Below are 12837 nucleotides of genomic sequence, written 5' to 3'. Positions count from 1 at the left end.
ACGCTTTTCCATAAAGGAAACGAAAGCAAGGCGAGGATGACCATCGCCCCGCCGACGAGAATAAGTGGTTTAAAACCGAACTTTCTCAGCTGTGGCTCCATGAACGGAGCGACAGCGATAATGCCTATGTATAAGCCTGTTGCACTGAGGCCGTTCAGTGCAGACGATACGCCGTCCTGTTCAAAAATGACGGCAATGAGCGGTAATAGCATGCCTTGTGAAAACCCTGATATCGACACAATGGCGACCAAAATCCAAAAGCGGGCACGTTCGCTTGATAAGAAATGTTTCATAATGCCTCCCCGAACGAGCACGTTCTTTTCTATTTTTTGAAGTTTCCGCTACAATTTTAACATAAGGAGGAGATACAAGATGAAATTTTCCATGAATGAACACGGATTTACCGGGCATTTGCCTTTTGGCGAGCTCCACGTCTCGACTAATGAAGAATACGGATTCCGCCCTTATCAGCTGCTGGTTTCTTCACTGGCCATCTGCAGCGCAGGGATCATCCGCAAAGTATTGGACAAGCAACGGATGCCAGCAGAAGACATCGAAGTGGAAGTGAAGGAAATCGTCCGCGTCGCCGAAGAAGCGGACCGCGTTTCAAAAGTCCATCTGCATTTCCGCATCAAAGGCGATATCAATGAGGCGAAAATGCCGCGCGTTATGGAATTGACGCGTAAAAACTGCTCGATGGTCCGTTCTGTTGAAGAGACCATCGACATTGTGGAGACATACGAATTGATTTAAACACATAAAAGGCTCAGTCCGTTTCTGCATGGCAGATTGCGGGCTGAGCCTTTATGTTTTATGTTTACAGTTCGTTTCCATAATCGCACTGTCGGTGAAGCCACCTAAATGCTCGAATCGCCTCCTCTTTCCTATCGCGTTCTTTATGGTTCGGTGATCCGTCTTGTCCTCCCCTCGTAAAGGATTGATGCAACTATATCACATTAATAGAATAGTGTAAATATTCAATTAACAAAATTACGTTATTTCCGCATTTTTTCTGTACTATTGATATTCCTTTAGTTATCAGCTACTATATACAATGGAAATGAGGTGGAATCAATGGGAAAATCCATTACTGATAAGGAACAGCAAGTAACTTATATGAAACAAAGGCTCAGCATGTTCCTCGATGTGTTAGATGCCATCGAACCGGAAAGCGCGGAGCTTGAAGATATTGACCGGCTGATTGCCATGGTCGACGATTTGGACAATAAAATGCAACAATTCAAAAACCGGCCATCTACTGAAAACGAATAATCCCCAAGCCCTGAAGCTTTCAATGAAAGCTTCAGGGTGTCTTTTTATTTCATTCGTAAAAGGATTAGCCGAAATGACATATATTAAGCAAAATCTCGCTTCTATCCGGAGATCCGTATGGTAAACTGACAGTAATTACCGATATCTGACTATTTGATGGAGGAGTGGCTATGTGGAATAAAGTTCGGCCTCATATCGAATTGATCGCCGCGGTGTTATCAGGCTTCCTGATCATCATCGCCTATATCCTGGAATTACAGGATATCGCTCTTCCTTCCGTCGCCATCTATTTGCTGGCATTCGTAATCGGCGGCTACGCCAAGGCGAAATACGGCATTAAGAAAACCATCGAAGACAAAGAATTGAATGTCGAATTCCTGATGATTCTGGCAGCTGTCGGTGCATCCATCATCGGCTACTGGACTGAAGGCGCGATCCTGATCTTCATCTTTGCGTTAAGCGGTGCACTTGAAACCTATACGATGAACAAAAGCCGCAAAGAACTGTCTGCCCTCATGGAAATGCAGCCGGATGAAGCCTGGCTTTTGAAAGAATCCGGCGAGACGGTGCGCGTTCCGGTCGGTGAATTGAACACCGGAGACCTGGTCGCCGTCCGGCCCGGTGAGCGAATTCCTGTCGACGGTGAAGTCCATTCCGGACAAACCGCTGTCGACGAATCCGCCATCAGCGGTGAAGCGATTCCGGTGTCCAAATACCAACACGATAATTTATTTGCGGGCACCGTCAATTTGTCCGGTTCGATCACGATGGTGATGACCAAGCCGAGTTCTGAAACGATGTTCCAAAAAATCATCGAGCTCGTGCAATCCGCTGAAAGCGAGAAATCTCCCTCCCAACAATTTATCGAACGCTTTGAAGGCCGTTATGTCAAAATTGTCTTGATTGTCTTCGTGCTCATGCTGTTCCTCCCCCATTTCTTGGTGGGCTGGAGCTGGAATGAAACCTTCTACCGGGCCATGGTACTGCTTGTAGTGGCATCGCCTTGCGCATTGGTCGCTTCCATCATGCCCGCTACGCTTGCCGCCATTTCCAACGGCGCCAAGAGCGGCGTCATTTTTAAAGGCGGAGCGCACCTAGAGAATTTAAGCGTCATTAAAGCCATCGCATTCGATAAGACCGGCACATTGACACGCGGCAAACCCGAAGTGACTGATTTTATCATCCGCCAAGATGCAAATCGCGAACAGGTGATGGCGCTGGTCGCAGGAATCGAATCCCAATCCAATCATCCCCTCGCAAAAGCAATGACGGATTATGTCATCCAACAAGGATTCGAACCGATGCGCAATCTGCAAGTCGTGGATGTGCCCGGTAATGGGTTGAAAACACAGTTCAACGGCGCTGAAATCCTAATCGGTAAGCCCGGCTTTGTCGGCGAGCAAGAAGCTTATGCTTTTGAAGGCGGAATTCTTGAAAATCTGGCAAATCAAGGGAAAACCGTCACTTTCGTGAGGGATGGGCACGGGATTCTCGCTGCCATGGCGCTCAAAGATACGGTCCGCGACATTACCAAATCCACCATCGCCGAACTTCAGGACCGTGGCATTTATTGCATCATGCTGACTGGCGATAACCGTAAAACCGCAAAAGCCATTGCGGAAGAAACCGGTGTCGATGAGTACATCGGTGAATGCCTGCCTGGCGATAAAGTGCAGCACTTGAAAAAACTATTGGCTAAGTACAAATATGTGGCGATGACAGGAGACGGCATTAACGCCACGACTGGTATCGCAATGGGTGAAGGAACCGATATCGCCCTAGAAACCGCAGACGTTATTTTGATGAAAAACGATTTATCCCGTATTTCCTATTCGATCCGGCTGGCTCGAAAAATGCAGCGCATCGTCAAACAGAATATCTTTTTCTCTGTCGCTGTCATCCTGGTGCTCATCTTGTCGAATTTTTTTCAGGCGATTTCTTTGCCGCTTGGCGTCATCGGACATGAAGGCAGCACCATCTTGGTCATCTTGAACGGATTGCGAATGCTCAACCGCAACGTCTGAAATTCCACAAAAAAAGACGGCTCTCCCTCATTTACTGGGGATTGCCGTCTTCTTTTTATGCAGCCGTTTTCTGGATTGCCGCCTTCCTTGCATGACGGCATTGATTTGCCCGCCGATGATCAATAGCATCGCGGAAAGGTAAAGCCACAGCAACAGCAGGATAATCCCGCCGATACTTCCGTAAGTGGCTGAGAAATTGCCGAAATTATTAATGTAGATGGAGAACAAAAATGACAGTAATAGCCAGCCGAGCGATGCAAAAGCCGCTCCCGGCAGCACTGTCCAGAAACTGATCCGGACATTCGGCGCAAGCCAATAAATCACGGCGCATACAATAAATGTAATCAAGGCTGGAATGGTGAAACGAATCATCCCCCATAATTCCAGGAACCCTTCTTCAAGACCTAAAAATGCAAAAAAGAACAGGCCGATCTGGCGTCCGAATATGGGCAACGCTAATGCTACTACCAACATGATAATCAAAAGAATGGTCATCAGAATCGACATGCCTCTCGCTATCAATAAAGGCCTGCTCTCGCTCACTCTGTAGGTAGTATTCAAGGATTTAATCAATGCATCCATCCCGAGACTCGCCGACCAGATTGTCGCCAGCACACCGAAAGATAACAAGCCGCTGTTTTGATTCGTCAAGATTTCATTCAAGGTCTGCTCAATCAGCACATACACTTCCGATGGAATGACATCTTGCATAAACAGGAAGACTTCTTCCCTCGGCAGATTCAAATACGGAAGCAAAGTGACAAGAAAAATCAGCAACGGGAATATCGATAATAGGAAAAAAAACGCCAATTGCGCTCCGAGTCCCTGCACATCGACGTCTTTGATCCGTTTCCCTAATTCTTTTATAAATCCACGGCCGGTCAGCACGTCATATCTTGGTTTCCGTACTTGGGACTGGCCGTCTTTTTTATGTGTTGCCATGAATCTGGCCTTTAGTTGCGGTTCTGGTTCTGCGAGTTGGTGTTACTTGACGAAGAGTCGCTTGAAGAAGCATCATCCGTCAGTGAAGAACTCGGTGACGGGTTGTCTTCTTTGACTGCTGATACAACATCCTCTTTCGATTCGACAACCGCATCCTTCGTTTCCATGACAGCGCCTCTCGCTTCCTGTGCCACTTCTTTCACTTCCGGTACCAACTTCTTGACTTGCTCTACCTTGCCACCTACATAAGCAGCGTCTTCGGAAATACGGGAATAAAGATTCTGTGCACGTTCTGCCTGTTCTTTAAAGGCGGATTTCAGCTCATCTTTATTATTTGCATAATATTTTGCGTTTTCACTTGCTTTTCTCGATTTATTCATCACATCTTCGCGCGTATTGCGGTCCAAAAGTGAAACTAGTGCACCTACAGCCGCTCCTACTACTATTCCGGTCATTAATTTGTTTTCGCTCATTCCAAATTCCTCCTAGTATAAAATATAGTTTCCATCATACTTCGAATTTTTCCCTGTTCCTCCATAATCTAAACACTTCGTAAATTATTTTTTAAAAATAACTTGACTATGATATGAAACTTTCGGAATATTAACTCTACAGGAGGAATTTTTTCTAAAGAACAAAGTATAAAAAAGGAGGAGAAAAAATGGAGGCATTAACAGAATTTCTAGGCACGATTAGCGGTTATGTATGGGGACCGCCGCTTTTGATTCTCCTGGTGGGTACAGGGATCTTCCTGACTGTGCGCTTGGGGCTTTTGCAATTACGCCTCTTGCCATATGCACTGAAGCTGACATTCAGCAAAAACCCTGATAAAGATGCACAGGGCGATATTTCCCATTTCCAGGCATTATCTACGGCGATGGCCGCTACAGTCGGGACAGGGAATATTGTGGGCGTTGCGACCGCCGTCATTCTCGGAGGCCCGGGAGCCGTTTTCTGGATGTGGTTTTCTGCATTCTTCGGGATGGCGACAAAATACGGTGAAGCCGTCCTCGCCGTCAAATACCGCATTGTGGATGCACGAGGGCAAATGGCCGGCGGGCCGATGTATTATCTTGAACATGGCTTGAAACAGAAATGGCTGGCTGTACTGTTTGCCATTTTCGGCGCAATCGCAGCGTTCGGCATCGGAAACGGTACACAATCCAACTCCGTCGCATCCGTGGTGCGTGATACGTTTTCGGTGCCAACATGGATCACCGGCATCATCTTGACAATTTTCGCTGCTGTCGTCATCATCGGCGGAATCAAGACAATCGGTAAAGTTACAGCATTCTTCGTTCCATTTATGGCCTTATTCTATATCATTGCAGGAATCATCATCATGATTCTGAATATGGATCTTATCCCTGCAGCGCTCGGTACGATTTTCAGTGCCGCCTTTACTGGTGAAGCTGCAGTCGGCGGCGCTAGCGTCTTCTCCAACGAAGCGGGCCTTGGATCTGCTCCGATCGCGGCGGCAGCTGCAAAAACCGATATGCCTGGTCGCCAGGCTTTGGTATCGATGACGCAAGTATTGTTCGATACCTTGATCATCTGTTCGATTACAGGCATCACAATCGTCATGTCCGGTTTGTATCTAGATGATAGCCTGGAGGGTGCTGCGCTTACAACCGCCGCATTCGAGCAGTTCCTTGGCGGTGCTGGCCCGATCATCGTAGCAATTGGCTTGATTTTCTTCGCTTCTTCGACGATCATCGGCTGGTCGTACTACGGCGAGAAATGTTTCCAGTATTTGTTCAAGAATCCAAGCTTGTTGATTGTCTACCGCATCGCTTTCGTCGCGATGGTCTTTGTGGGGGCGACGGTCTCGCTTGACGTCGTCTGGACATTCTCGGATGTCATGAACGGCTTAATGGCTTTCCCGAACTTGATCGGCCTTCTCGGACTTTCTGGTGTCATCGTTTACGAGACGAAGAAAATCACGGCGAAGATCAAGGAAGAGAAAGAACAAGCACGTTCTGGCAATTGACATTCCATTTGAATAATGAAATGATAAAGCATACCCACCCGAAAGGCAGGAATGGATCATGGATTTATCCAAACAATCACCTGAGAACGTCGATTTTATGATTGAAGAAATAAAAACGAAGCTGCGCATGGTCAATGTGGATGCAATGAAAGCTGAGCATTTCAACACGTCCGAGTACGAAGACTTGCGTGAAATTTACGAGATGGTCAAAGGCCGCGATAATTTCAGCCCGAACGAAATGCAGGCCATTGCCTCTGAACTCGGCTCATTGCGTAAATAAGGAAAGCCCTGAAGCAAAATGCTTCAGGGCTTTTTTGTGCTTTGCTTTAGCAGCCAGATTCTCGGGTCATAAGCCGACTGTCCTGTGCGGCAAAAAGCGCCGCTTCGGAAACTCGCCTTATACCTGTCGAGGGGCCACAGGATGTGGGTCAGCTAACCGTTGCGACAGGACGTCGCGTCCTTAGGTTAGCTTCCTAAAAACGGGCACTTTCGCTTTTCTTTGTCTAGCTTCAGCAACCAGATTCTCGGGTTATAAGCCGACTGTCCTGTGCGGCAAAGAGCGCCGCTTCGGAAACTCGCCTTATGCCTGTCGAAGCTTAACGGGCGCTCTCGCTTTTCTTTTCATATTGCACGATGTACCAGCCGCCTTCTTTGATGACGGTGCGGAGGCTTAGGAATTCCAGGTTTGATTCTTCTCCCCATTCGATGAGCTCTTCCCTTTTCGGCAGCCTGTAGAGATTGTCGAATGATGAGAAGAAGCTATTGAAGACATTGGCGAATGGCGGGCTGTCTGGGCCACCGGCGATCGGGGTGACGACCGAGAAAATGCCTCCCGGTGCAATCCAGCTGCTGATTTCCTTGAACAAGGCCTGGCGCTTCTCGAGCGGGATGTAATGTAGCACGTTATTGAGCATCACCATATCCTGTGGGGATTCTGGTTTGTAATTCCATAAATCCGCCTGCTCGATGGAGACGTTGTTTTGGTTTGCTGTCAGTTCTTTCGCCTTCTCGACGACTTCTTCGCTGATTTCGATTCCCGTGAATTGCGTCGTTGGGAATCGCTGGCCCAATTTCTTTATGTAGCCACCTTCTCCGCAGCCGATATCAAGCACACGGCGGCAGTCTTTTTCCTTCAATCTCTTGGCCATTTTCGGATACGCCAATACTTCAAGCAAGCGGCTTGTTTCTGCGACAGTCGATGCGTGCTCATCCTCATCAAAGTGAAGACGGCTTTGGTTGCGCATCATTTTTGGGTACTCCAAAAGCGTCGGGATATGCAGTTCCATCATTTCCTTCAGCAATACACCCGATGAATTATTGCCTTTGGATTTCGGCAATTTCCAGCGGCTCTTTATTTGGTAGCGGTTGCGTCCACTTTCCTTTAAATAGCCAATCGAGACGCCGATTGCTACCCATTGCGCAAGTAGCTGCTCATCGAGTTCTAAAGCATCGGCTACATCAAATTGTGTAACTGGTCGTTCGAATGCCTTAAATAGGTCCAGTTCATAGCCGACATAAGCGTGCCAGCTGTACAGGAAGGGCTCATTGCGTTTCATATACGTTCTTGCTTTTACCATTTTCATTATATCGATCATATAAGTCCCTCCACTTTCCACGGGTAGTCATCTTCCGGTTTGTAGTATTTCAGTTCTTTCGTGTTTTCTGCCAATTCCTTCGCGCGTACCGGCATGAACCCGCCTTGGATAAAGCGGTCCCGGACATTCTCTTTCCATAAGCCAAGCCCCGAGACATTCAACATTTGCTTGAAATGAAGAATCGGATCTTCTTCCATGCGCTCGAAAGTGCGTTGGCGCAAATAGCTAACCGGACGATACGGGAATGAATAGGCGAGCGCCGCCAGATGGCTTAACTGGATGACATGGTCCGCCCGGCGGTAGCGCACTTTTTCGTACCATTTAAGATTTTCCGGGTCGGTTTTTTCATCGGATAAAATGTCAGCCGCAAGCTCACCCAAAACGTCAGCGTCCTGTATCGCCATGTTCATGCCTTCTCCCGCCATCGGATGGACAGCATGTGCTGCATCCCCGATGATCGCTTTATTGCCCTTTACATAGGATTCAGCATGATACATAACCGGAATCATCAACTGGATTTTTTTCCAGTCGGTCAAGCGCTGGACATAGCCGTCCACGACCGGTGCCAAATCGGTGTAAAGTTTATGAAAATGGCTGATCGGCTTTTCTTTCAAGGTTTTGTAATCCCCTGGCGGAATCAAATAGACGCTGCGGCGGTTGTAGGTCGAGATGATCTTGCCGTCCGTGAAGTTCTCCGCCCGCGGAAACGTCACCGTCAGGAAATGGTGGTTGTACGTCGTCTGCTTCACTTCGATGTCCATCGCTTTTCTGGTCACCGATGACCGGCCTTCCGCCCCGAAGAAAAACTTGGCTTCCACTTCGAACTTTTCGGTTCCTTTTTGAAGAATGGCGGTGTTTTCGGTATATCCTTTGCAAGCAGTGCCTTTCAAGTAATGGAAGTTGTCGTATTCGCAAGCCGCTTTCCGAATGATGGTCTTTAGCTCTTCGTGATGGATCATATAAGCGGCGTTGTATTTTCCGGGCAACACACTGTAATCCATGAACGATTGATCTTTCACTTTCAAGGTGCTGGACAGTTCCAGCATATCGAGCACTTTGATTTCATTGGACCGATCGCAAATCGCATCGTATACATCAAGGCCGTCGAATACTTGCATGCTCTTCGGCTGCAGCAACTCTCCCTTATAGGTCGGCGAGCGGACGGCCATGCGCTCGGCCAGAACGACATCAAAGCCGCGCCTCGCCAATTTCAATGCGAGCGTCAGCCCGCCTATTCCCCCTCCGCCGATGAACACATCCGTTTTCATGAGCTTCAACTCCTTGACTTTCCTTACCCTGAAAACGAGTCCGTGAAAACAGAACTGCCGGCAAACACTAAAAAAAGACCCTCGAAGGGTCTTTTTTTCACAATTTGTTCTTAAAGTGCTCCGTATGAAGCGGCCAGTTCCGCACCGACTTTGGCATTGTGCTTGACGAGTTCGATATTGGCGACCAAGCTCTTGCCTTCCGTCAACTCTTTCACTTTGCCGAGAAGAAACGGCGTGACATCTTTGCCGTTGATGCCGTTTGCTTTCGCTTCCGTCATCGCCTGTTCGATGATGCCATCGATGAAGTCTTTATCGAGTGCATGTTCTTGTGGGATCGGGTTGGCAATGACCGCCCCGCCTTTCAAGCCGAGCGACCATTGCGCTTTCAGGATAGCCGCAAGTTCTTCAGTCGTTTGCGAACCGTAGCTCAACGGGAAGCCGCTGTGGCGTGTGTAGAATGCCGGCATCTCGTCTGTCTGGTAGCCGATGACCGGCACGCCTTTGGTCTCGAGGTATTCAAGTGTCAGTCCGATATCGAGAATCGACTTCGCGCCTGCACAGACGACCGCAACCCCTGTATTCGACAACTCTTCCAAGTCAGCCGAAATATCCATTGTCGCTTCTGCCCCGCGGTGAACTCCGCCGATGCCGCCGGTCGCGAAGACGCGGATGCCGGCGAGTTCTGCACAGATCATCGTCGCGGCAACCGTCGTCGCGCCGATTTTCTTCGTGGCAAGCAATTGGCCGATGTCGCGTCGGGATACTTTCGCAACGTCCGGTGAATTGCCCAGAAGTTCAAGTTCTTCATCCGACAAGCCGATTTTGATTTGTCCGTCCATCAATGCGATCGTTGCCGGAACGGCTCCGTTGTCGCGGACGATCTGCTCGACTTCACGCGCCGTTTCCACGTTTTGTGGATACGGCATGCCGTGAGAGATGATTGTCGACTCCAAAGCGACGAGTGGTTTTTTCTGTTCGATGGCTTCCTGTACTTCTGTTGAATAGCTGATCATGTTTGTCATTTCAATTCCTCCAGTTCTTTGGTTAACACTGTTTCCGTTAATTCAGGGCGCACTGTCTGGCTGCTTGCGAGTGTCTTGGATGCATTGAGCATGCCCATCTGTACCGCTTGATGAAAATCATAGCCGGATAGGTGGGCGTGAAGAAGGCCGCCAGAGAAGGCATCTCCAGCTCCCGTGACGTCTTCTACTTGCTGCGTTTTGATTGCCGGGAAATGCATCACGCCATTTTCGTCACCCGCCATGGCGCCGTCTTTTCCGCCAGTCACGACGGCTGTTTTTGCGCCTTGCTCAAGAAGCATTTCAACCGAGCGCTTCCAATCCGCTTGATCCTGGATGGAAATGCCGAGCCTGAGGGCTGCTTCGTCGCGGTTCAAAATCAGAAAGGCGACCCCGCTCAAGTCTTCTCCTAACCGATCCATTTTAGGGGCTGATACGGGAATGACAGCCAGCGGCACATTCGAAGTCGATGCGAGAGCCTGTAGATACATTACGGTTTCTTTCGGGCAGTTCAAGTCGACTGCCAATAGTTTCGCGCGCATTAACTTGCTGCGGTGATGCTCCAGGTAGCTAGGTGTCAATTCCGTGTAGATGTCCATGTCAGCCAGTGCCAAAGTCATTTCGCCGTCGGGTTCCAGCACAGCGGTATAGCTGCCGGTTGCGCCTTGTGAAAGTGTCTTGGTCATGGCAGTGTCCATATAAGGCGAAGACACTTCTTCGATGAACCGCCATTCCGGATCGTCTCCGGCAACCGATACCAATTGGACTTCGTGGCCAAGGCGGCCCAGGTTTTCAGCGATATTACGCGCGACGCCCCCGACGCTCCTCGTCACCGTTGCCGGATTCGAGGTGCCGTGGACAGACGGTGCTTTTAAATGGAATTTCCGGTCCACATTCGCCCCGCCGATGCAAAGGATCGCATTTTCTTCGGGCAGCACATATGCACGGCCGAGAATCCTGCCTTGCTTGATGAGCCCGGAAATCAGATTGGCTAAAGATGGCCGTGAAATCCCGAGCGCATCTGCCATTTCCTGTTGGGACAAATACGGATCGCGCTCGATCAGCTCCAGGATTTTCTGTTCGTTGCGATTCATTGGCTCCCTCCCTTTCAAACTTTTGTTTACATTTTAAACTTTTATAATAAATAATGCAAATCGTTTTTCTTTCATGCCGCCACTATTGCGCTACGTGTTTGAATATTGCTACTATAGAAAGGATGAGAGGAGTGTTTTTGGAAATGACTACATTTGATGAAAAGTTATCCCGCTATGCTGAGTTGGCGGTAAAGGTAGGCGTCAATATCCAGCCTGACCAAAAATTGTATATTGCAGCTTCCATAGATGCAGCACCGTTTGTCCGCTTGATTGTCAAGAAAGCTTATGAAGAAGGTGCGAGACAAGTATTCGTGGATTGGAGCGACGATGTGATTTCCCGCACGCGCTTTGAGAAAGCACCGGAAGATTCTTTTGCCGAATTCCCGGAATGGAAAGTCCAGGAGCGCGAGCAATTGGCCGAACAAGGCGCTGCGTTCATCAGCGTCGTTTCGCAAAGCCCGGACCTGCTGAAAGGCATCGATTCCAAACGCATTTCTGCGTCCCAGAAAGCGACCGGCCAAGCGCTAAATAAATACCGCCAATACGTCCAATCCGATAAAATCAGCTGGTGCGTCCTAGCAGCACCGTCTGCACAATGGGCGAACAAAGTGTTCCCGGACCTCCCGGAAAACGAGCAAGTGGAAGCGCTCTGGGAAGCGATTTTCAAGGCTGTCCGTGCAGATACCAAAGACCCGATCGAAGCTTGGCTCGAGCATGACCGCACGCTCCACACCAAAGCCGATTATTTGAACGACAAGAAATACGCCAAGCTTCATTACCAGGCACCTGGCACCGACCTCGAAGTCGCGCTGCCAAAAGGCCATCTGTGGGCAGGCGCTGGTTCCGTCAACGAAAAAGGCCATACTTTCATGGCCAATATGCCGACAGAAGAAGTGTTTACAGTGCCGCATAAAGACGATGTCAACGGCTTCGTCTCCAGCACCAAGCCACTCAGCTACGGCGGCAATATCATCGACGGCTTTAAAATCACGTTCGAAGGCGGGCGCATCACCGATGTCACGGCCGAACAAGGCGAAGAAGTGCTCAAGGAATTGGTCGCCACGGACGAAGGCTCCCACCGCCTCGGCGAAGTGGCATTAGTGCCCCACCAATCGCCAATTTCGGATTCCGGCATCTTGTTCTTCAATACTTTATTCGATGAAAATGCGTCCAACCACTTCGCGATCGGCAGCGCCTATGCGTTTTGCCTAGAAGGCGGCAAGACGATGTCAGCGGATGAATTGAAAGAACACGGCTTGAACCAAAGCATCACCCACGTCGATTTCATGGTCGGCTCTGCCGATATGGACATCGATGGCATTTTGGAAGACGGCACGCGCGAACCGATCTTCCGAGGCGGCAACTGGGCATTTTAAAGGTCGATAATTCGACACTTAATTTTCCATGCGTTTTCATGTATACTGAATAGGATTATTACAGTTTAGAGAGGGGTTATCACTATGCTATACGGTATTACTGCTGTCCTCGGATTCATGGCTGTGATCTTCATGTTCTTCTTCACACTGCTTCATTTCCTTGGCAAAGAGCTTCATAGCCATGATGCAGAGCATATCGATCCGCTTCCGAAAGAGCGTCATTAAGTAAAAAAGCTCTGCCTCGCACACGCGGGGCA

Annotated in this window: 13 protein-coding genes and 1 pseudogene; 7 read left to right on the top strand and 7 right to left on the bottom strand. The window is 49.0% G+C overall.

Annotated features, from left to right (window positions below; translation table 11 throughout):
* Positions 1–293: pseudogene (locus ON064_RS13235) on the bottom strand (MFS transporter); the annotation flags it as partial.
* A gap of 79 nt (positions 294–372) precedes the next feature.
* On the opposite strand from ON064_RS13235, the gene ON064_RS13230 reads away from it, so the two are divergent.
* The 3 genes from ON064_RS13230 to ON064_RS13220 all read left to right on the top strand — a co-directional run bounded on the left by ON064_RS13230 (position 373) and on the right by ON064_RS13220 (position 3296).
* Positions 373–753: an OsmC family protein gene (locus ON064_RS13230; protein ID WP_274625132.1), complete on the top strand. Its 381-nt coding sequence runs from the start codon at positions 373–375 to the stop codon at positions 751–753.
* A 321-nt stretch (positions 754–1074) separates the two neighbouring features.
* On the top strand, positions 1075–1272 hold the full coding sequence (locus ON064_RS13225) for an SE1561 family protein (RefSeq protein WP_274625131.1): 198 nt from the start codon (positions 1075–1077) through the stop codon (positions 1270–1272).
* Between the two features lie 170 nt (positions 1273–1442).
* Positions 1443–3296, top strand: a complete 1854-nt coding sequence (locus tag ON064_RS13220; RefSeq protein WP_274625130.1) for a heavy metal translocating P-type ATPase — start codon at positions 1443–1445, stop codon at positions 3294–3296.
* A 27-nt stretch (positions 3297–3323) separates the two neighbouring features.
* Here ON064_RS13220 and ON064_RS13215 read toward each other — a convergent pair whose 3' ends face one another.
* Both ON064_RS13215 and ON064_RS13210 read right to left on the bottom strand, forming a co-directional pair.
* The gene (locus ON064_RS13215) at positions 3324–4238 is read right to left on the bottom strand and encodes a YihY/virulence factor BrkB family protein (RefSeq protein ID WP_274625129.1); all 915 of its coding nucleotides are present in this window, start codon (positions 4236–4238) and stop codon (positions 3324–3326) included.
* A gap of 11 nt (positions 4239–4249) precedes the next feature.
* Complete coding sequence (locus tag ON064_RS13210; protein WP_274625128.1) at positions 4250–4711, bottom strand: YtxH domain-containing protein; 462 nt, start codon at positions 4709–4711, stop codon at positions 4250–4252.
* A gap of 188 nt (positions 4712–4899) precedes the next feature.
* Between ON064_RS13210 and ON064_RS13205 the strand changes: the two genes are divergently transcribed.
* Both ON064_RS13205 and ON064_RS13200 read left to right on the top strand, forming a co-directional pair.
* Positions 4900–6228: an alanine/glycine:cation symporter family protein gene (locus ON064_RS13205; RefSeq protein ID WP_274625127.1), complete on the top strand. Its 1329-nt coding sequence runs from the start codon at positions 4900–4902 to the stop codon at positions 6226–6228.
* 58 nt (positions 6229–6286) lie between these two features.
* Complete coding sequence (locus tag ON064_RS13200) at positions 6287–6508, top strand: DUF1128 domain-containing protein (protein ID WP_068868610.1); 222 nt, start codon at positions 6287–6289, stop codon at positions 6506–6508.
* Between the two features lie 316 nt (positions 6509–6824).
* Here the strand turns inward: ON064_RS13200 and ON064_RS13195 are convergent, their stop codons facing one another.
* The 4 genes from ON064_RS13195 to ON064_RS13180 form a co-directional block, all read right to left on the bottom strand.
* Positions 6825–7823: a class I SAM-dependent methyltransferase gene (locus ON064_RS13195; RefSeq protein ID WP_274625126.1), complete on the bottom strand. Its 999-nt coding sequence runs from the start codon at positions 7821–7823 to the stop codon at positions 6825–6827.
* Positions 7820–9091 carry an FAD-dependent oxidoreductase gene (locus tag ON064_RS13190; protein ID WP_274625125.1) on the bottom strand — a complete coding sequence of 424 codons (1272 nt, stop codon included), beginning with the start codon at positions 9089–9091 and terminating at the stop codon, positions 7820–7822. Before ON064_RS13190 ends, ON064_RS13195 begins: the two co-directional genes overlap by 4 nt.
* 110 nt (positions 9092–9201) lie before the next feature.
* Positions 9202–10113, bottom strand: a complete 912-nt coding sequence (locus tag ON064_RS13185) for a pseudouridine-5'-phosphate glycosidase (protein WP_274625124.1) — start codon at positions 10111–10113, stop codon at positions 9202–9204.
* Complete coding sequence (locus ON064_RS13180) at positions 10110–11204, bottom strand: carbohydrate kinase (RefSeq protein ID WP_274625123.1); 1095 nt, start codon at positions 11202–11204, stop codon at positions 10110–10112. The genes ON064_RS13185 and ON064_RS13180 overlap by 4 nt, the downstream gene beginning before the upstream one ends.
* Positions 11205–11347: 143 nt before the next feature.
* Here ON064_RS13180 and ON064_RS13175 point away from each other — a divergent pair, with 143 nt between their 5' ends.
* Together ON064_RS13175 and ON064_RS13170 are read left to right on the top strand one after the other, a co-directional pair.
* Positions 11348–12580, top strand: a complete 1233-nt coding sequence (locus ON064_RS13175; RefSeq protein WP_058381369.1) for an aminopeptidase — start codon at positions 11348–11350, stop codon at positions 12578–12580.
* A gap of 84 nt (positions 12581–12664) precedes the next feature.
* Positions 12665–12805 carry a hypothetical protein gene (locus ON064_RS13170; protein WP_167358028.1) on the top strand — a complete coding sequence of 47 codons (141 nt, stop codon included), beginning with the start codon at positions 12665–12667 and terminating at the stop codon, positions 12803–12805.
* The last annotated feature ends 32 nt before the right edge of the window (positions 12806–12837 follow it).

It is taken from the genome of Planococcus sp. A6 (assembly GCF_028823615.1).
In the GTDB taxonomy this organism is placed as follows: domain Bacteria; phylum Bacillota; class Bacilli; order Bacillales_A; family Planococcaceae; genus Planococcus.
Note: the sequence above shows the minus strand (reverse complement) of the source record. Positions and strands in the feature narration are given on the sequence as shown.

Coding starts and splice junctions, on each gene's coding strand:
- ON064_RS13230 (WP_274625132.1), top strand. CDS start 373: ATGAAATTTTCCATGAATGAACACGGATTTACCGGGCATTTGCCTTTT.
- ON064_RS13225 (WP_274625131.1), top strand. CDS start 1,075: ATGGGAAAATCCATTACTGATAAGGAACAGCAAGTAACTTATATGAAA.
- ON064_RS13220 (WP_274625130.1), top strand. CDS start 1,443: ATGTGGAATAAAGTTCGGCCTCATATCGAATTGATCGCCGCGGTGTTA.
- ON064_RS13215 (WP_274625129.1), bottom strand. CDS start 4,238: ATGGCAACACATAAAAAAGACGGCCAGTCCCAAGTACGGAAACCAAGA.
- ON064_RS13210 (WP_274625128.1), bottom strand. CDS start 4,711: ATGAGCGAAAACAAATTAATGACCGGAATAGTAGTAGGAGCGGCTGTA.
- ON064_RS13205 (WP_274625127.1), top strand. CDS start 4,900: ATGGAGGCATTAACAGAATTTCTAGGCACGATTAGCGGTTATGTATGG.
- ON064_RS13200 (WP_068868610.1), top strand. CDS start 6,287: ATGGATTTATCCAAACAATCACCTGAGAACGTCGATTTTATGATTGAA.
- ON064_RS13195 (WP_274625126.1), bottom strand. CDS start 7,823: ATGATCGATATAATGAAAATGGTAAAAGCAAGAACGTATATGAAACGC.
- ON064_RS13190 (WP_274625125.1), bottom strand. CDS start 9,091: ATGAAAACGGATGTGTTCATCGGCGGAGGGGGAATAGGCGGGCTGACG.
- ON064_RS13185 (WP_274625124.1), bottom strand. CDS start 10,113: ATGACAAACATGATCAGCTATTCAACAGAAGTACAGGAAGCCATCGAA.
- ON064_RS13180 (WP_274625123.1), bottom strand. CDS start 11,204: ATGAATCGCAACGAACAGAAAATCCTGGAGCTGATCGAGCGCGATCCG.
- ON064_RS13175 (WP_058381369.1), top strand. CDS start 11,348: ATGACTACATTTGATGAAAAGTTATCCCGCTATGCTGAGTTGGCGGTA.
- ON064_RS13170 (WP_167358028.1), top strand. CDS start 12,665: ATGCTATACGGTATTACTGCTGTCCTCGGATTCATGGCTGTGATCTTC.